Source organism: Sphingopyxis sp. Geo25 (assembly GCF_949769135.1).
GTDB lineage: Bacteria > Pseudomonadota > Alphaproteobacteria > Sphingomonadales > Sphingomonadaceae > Sphingopyxis.
This window is the reverse complement of sequence record NZ_CATKOZ010000016.1, coordinates 1-4,703: the sequence shown is the minus strand read 5'-3', so window position 1 is coordinate 4,703 and position 4,703 is coordinate 1. Positions and strand designations below refer to the sequence as shown.

Genomic DNA, 4,703 nt, shown 5'->3' with positions numbered 1-4,703 from the left:
GTCTGTAGACCTCGGTCATACTTCCGAACTGCCGTCTGAGGACGGTCGTACTCGGGGTGTAGAGGCATTGGTCGATCAACCGTCCGGTGAGGTACCCTTTGCTGCGCAACAGGCGGGACACGGCCGCCAAATTTTCCTCCCGAGGAACTTTGCGCCGTCTTATGCGCAACCGCTGTGCAGCCGATGCAAATTGAACCCGGCTGATGATTGGCTCGGTCACCTTGGTCTTAATCAGAGCTTCGGGTGGGTTCCGACGCATCTTGCTCTTCAATCGTTGCGTCGTCCGATTGAAGACATAAATGCCCAATACAAGTTCGTCCGACAGAATGCGGCGCACTATGTTTGCGCTCCAGACATCTCGATCGCCAGCCGGAATTTTCATATTGGTCAGGCGCTCTGCGATCCCTTTCATGCTCATGCGGTCGCGCGTAAACCAGGCGAAAATGTCGCGAATTACCTGTGCCTCTTGGTCCGAACCTCTGACATAAACGACGCGCTGGCAGTTCAGAGCTTTCGTTTCGCCGCGCTTTAATTTCTGGATCGGCCTGTCGTGCTGATCGACGAGCATTCGGTCGAAACCGTACCGGCGGGGGCCGCCAATTTTGTGGCCGATCTTCGCTTGTAGAAGCTGTGCGTAAATTACTTTTTCAGATAGCTCCCGGCTAAACTCCGCAGCTTGCAGGCGCTTGATCTGTTTCAGCAGCATCATGACCGGCGTGCCGTCGTTTTCGAAGGGCTCCGCACAATAGATAATCGGCACCCCAGCTTCGAGGCAAATAAACTCGTAATGGCTGCTCTCGTCTAGGTTTTGAAACCGCCCCCAACGGCTGACATCTAGGACCAAGATTCGGGCGAAGGAGCGGATCGGCTTCATCGTATCGGCTAGCAATGCTTGAAGTCCTGGGCGCTGCCTCAAGGTCAGGCCGCTCTCGCCGGGATCGGTGTAGGTCTTCACGATCTCGAAGTGATGCCGCGCGGCGTAATCCGAGATCGCACGCGCCTGATTCCTGATCGAATAGCGCTGATGATCTCTGGACATGCGCAAATATTGAGCGACCGGTATCGGCGAAGCTGGCAGGTTCTCAGTCATCAGACCACTCCTTCTCCCTCAGCGTGGCCAAGCTAGTCGATGCGAGATGGTCTCATGATCGTAAAAAAGGCGAGATCCATGTTCCCATCGCGCGCGCCATCGCCGCCTTGTTAACCTGACTCTGCGTCGAATAGTATCCTGCAGCAGCGTACGCATTGAGCATCCCGTTAAACCTGAGTGCAACCGCATGGCTCATCGGTACGCGACCATCCGCATTGATCAAAGGGCGCGACAAATATCCCTTCTCAGCAAGCAGCGTCTTAAGTTTGCTAACTATCTGCTCGTTGGTAAACTTCTTACCATCCTCATTCCGGCTGCAAGGCGCCTTTCGGTTTGCCTTCGTTTCATAAAGGGCGCGCTGCCTTGCCTCTCCTGCCACGTCGCGCTGCGACCGCGGCGGTATTGGCAAGCCAGCGAGGCGGACAATGTTTCGAAAACCGCCAAAGCGTGCGATAAAGTACGAGCGGCTCGGTACCAAAGGATCTTTGTCTATGAGGTCGATGGTGAGCCGGCCTTGCTCGCGGTGGATTCTTCGGATCTGATCAAGCAGTTCTTCGTCGCTGAATGGCAGGCCAGCGTCGTTGATCTGAAAATGACGCTGCGGAGTAAAACCCACCGCGGTATAGGCTGCTTCGATCGATCCGAACCGGCGGGCAAAAACGGACGGCACAGGGAGGTAGCGACATTTCGTTATGATCGCGTGGGATAGCTTCCCTTTTTCCTCATATAGGCGAGCCAACCCCTCTGTAAGTTCCTGCATCGATAACGGCCTCTTGGAGGCTGCGGAGCGCTTCAATCGACGCGCCGCGGCTTCGAAGAGTTGAACCGACACGGCGGGTTGGACCACTGCGACCCTGATCCAGTCCTTCTCGTCGAACCAAATAGTGCGGCCGAGGTTCATATAGCGGCGGCCGAAGACAAGCGTGCCGATGTATATTTCGTTCTTCAGCATGCATCGCACGATGTCGGGTGTCCAAATCTCGCGCATCGGATGCTTGCGCTTCTCGTCGTTGAGCCAACGCGCGATCTCGGTCATCTTCTTTCTGCGGATCGCGTAGTCGCGAAAAACCCTCTCTACCACTTCGACCTCGGTCGGCGGTCCCAAGGCGTAGATTACTTTATCAGTGCTGAGCGCCTTTCGTTGGCGGGGCTTCAACGTCATTCGACGCTTTCCGTTTTCGTCGACCACTTGGCGCCGGGTGCCGTACGGAGCCATTCCGCCCATCTTGAAACCGAGCTTAGCCTGCTGCCGTTGGGCACGCGAAATGCGAGCGGAGAGATCGCGGCTATATTCTGCCGCCATGACTCGCTTCATATGTTTGACGATCGACGAGATGGCGCCGCCGTCATTCTCGAATGATTCCGCGCAGTAGTGGAGTTGTACTCCCGCTTCGCGACACAGATACTCGTAATGCGCCGCTTGGTCAGTGTCCTGAAACCTACCCCACCGACTAACGTCGAGAACCAAGATAGCACGAAAGTTGATCGCTCCCGAGATGACATCGCTGAGCAGTTGTTTCAGGCCATCGCGCTTCGCAAGAGAGAGGCCGCTTTTGCCCGCGTCGAGATAGGTTTTAACGACCTCAAAACCGCGCGCGTCGGCGAACGATGCGATAGCGGCTTTTTGGTTGTCGGGAGAATATCGCTGATGCTCGGTAGACATGCGAATGTACTGCGCCGCCGGTATGCCGGCGACATTCCCATTCCGGAGAACCATTTCCTTCGACATGTCTACCTCCGGCCCTGTGTTGGAAGAGGCTTATCCGCGTCAATCCCTGCCAATCGCTAAACGGACACGAACAGGACGGTGGCGACGGGTCGGGCGGTCGCTCAGTGCGAACCTGGCTAGTTCGTATCGTCCTGCCGCGTCTTTTAGCCCCCAATAGCCCGCTTGGTCCATTGCCGCCCTCCCTTCCCACTTAAGGCGAAACAAAGCCGTAGCTTAGCGCCCTCGATCTTGCGGTGGCGGCATAGGAACTGGCGGATCATGTTTAGCGCGTGCTCCCGACAGGGCCTGGGCATGACGCGCGGCAAAGATTTCGGGCGTGGCGTGTACGTCGGATTGCTTGTCGAGGAATCTCCGGACGTCCCGTGCGAGCGCCCGATCATCCGGTTGCCCACTTGCATCCAGCGCGGCGGCCGCCTGGCGGTAGGCCTGGCGTATCGCCTGCCAGCGGGTTTTCCCTTTGGCGATAAAGGAGGGAAGATTCGCCTGACCGCGTGCAACGGCGATGGCTTGCTCATTAGTTCGCCTGTCAGCGTTGGTCATCACGCCGCTGGCCCCGCTCGCCAGACGGGCGCGAAGTTTGACCAGCCGCATGCTCGATCCGGCGACTCCCCTGCCCCGCGCCCGCCTGGGCGTGGCTTCCGCCGCGACACCGCGTTCGCGCAGTTCGCGGGCGAACCGCTCGCGAAAGCGATAAAGCTGAACCGGCCTGGGATTAAACCGATTGCGGTCCAGGCCTTCGGCTTGAACCGTCAGATGGACATGAGGACGCGGCGTGTCTGTATGAAGCGCCAAGAGATAGTCGTGATTGTCGCTGAGTTCGGCATGGGCCAGCGCGCGAACCGCTCCCAGCACCTTGTGAGGGTCGGTGCCTTCGGGCATCGAGAAGATCAGCGACACCGACGACACCGTTGGCCGCGACCGCCATTCGAGCGTATCGCTCCATTCGGCCGCACGCTCGGCGATGTCGTCCTTGCTGGTCAGGATCTCACCATCGCGGGTTTCGATGTCGACCGCCCCCTTCCGCCCGATATAGTCGAGATGGGCTTTGACATGGCTGCCGCCCCGCTGGCGACCCGTGACCTTGACCACCACCTCGGGCGCGCCGCGCACGATCCGCGCCAACTTGGCGCGTGCCGTCTTCGGATTGGCGACACCGTAGCTTGCATAAAGCGGCACGCCGGGCTGAGCGCCCGGATCATGGATATAGCGCACACGATACGGCGGACGGCTCGCTTCCCACAAAGCTGATTCCAAGACTGATCCCATCGCCATCATTCGGCCACCGTCCAATAGCTCGCATCGCCGCGCATGGCATCGCCGACGGCTGCGACCTGCTCGGAAATCTCCATCCGCATATCGGCGATCCGTCGCAGCTCGGGCTCGATCTTCCTGTCGCCGGTTTCGAGCATGGCTGCATTGGCGGCCTTCATCGCCTGATTGAGATTGCGACCGATGCGGAGCAACTGCATTCTGATCGGTGCGAGTTCAGCAAGCAGGCCGTCATCGACCCGTGATTTCAGGGCAAGGTGGCGGCGCACCAATGCCTTGATCCAGCCGGCGCGATCGGTCGAACGCTGTGATGCGCGGTGCGCGATCACGGCAATTTCGACCTCAGTAAACCGCAGCGAGATCCGGTTGCGCGCGGCGCCCTCCGGGCGGTCGATATGGGGTCGGTCGCTGTTCTCTTGCAGCGTCCGTTCGATCATCTGACGCACCAGAGCGCTCCGACCGCCACGACCGACCGCGAAGCTATCGAACGCCGTAAGCGCCTGCGCATCGACGCGGACGCTTAGCATCGCAGTGGTTGGCCCAGAATTTGTCGCCATCAATCATGCCCGGTGAAGCAAAGCTGAAATCATAGGGCAATGTAAGACAACACGCGCC

General features: G+C 58.8%; 4 protein-coding genes. All 4 read right to left on the bottom strand.

Annotated elements, in window-relative coordinates:
• A partial coding sequence (locus tag QOL68_RS18840) for a recombinase family protein (protein ID WP_282950478.1) occupies positions 1-1,090 on the bottom strand: 1,090 nt, incomplete at its 3' end.
• Between the two features lie 52 nt (positions 1,091-1,142).
• Positions 1,143-2,819, bottom strand: coding sequence for a recombinase family protein (locus tag QOL68_RS18835; RefSeq protein ID WP_282950479.1), 1,677 nt, complete (start codon positions 2,817-2,819; stop codon positions 1,143-1,145).
• 213 nt (positions 2,820-3,032) lie between these two features.
• Positions 3,033-4,094, bottom strand: coding sequence for a relaxase/mobilization nuclease domain-containing protein (locus QOL68_RS18830; RefSeq protein WP_282950480.1), 1,062 nt, complete (start codon positions 4,092-4,094; stop codon positions 3,033-3,035).
• Positions 4,091-4,525 (bottom strand): hypothetical protein, encoded by a 435-nt coding sequence (locus QOL68_RS18825; RefSeq protein WP_282950481.1) that lies wholly within the window; start codon positions 4,523-4,525, stop codon positions 4,091-4,093. The genes QOL68_RS18830 and QOL68_RS18825 overlap by 4 nt, the downstream gene beginning before the upstream one ends.
• Between the last annotated feature and the right edge of the window lie 178 nt (positions 4,526-4,703).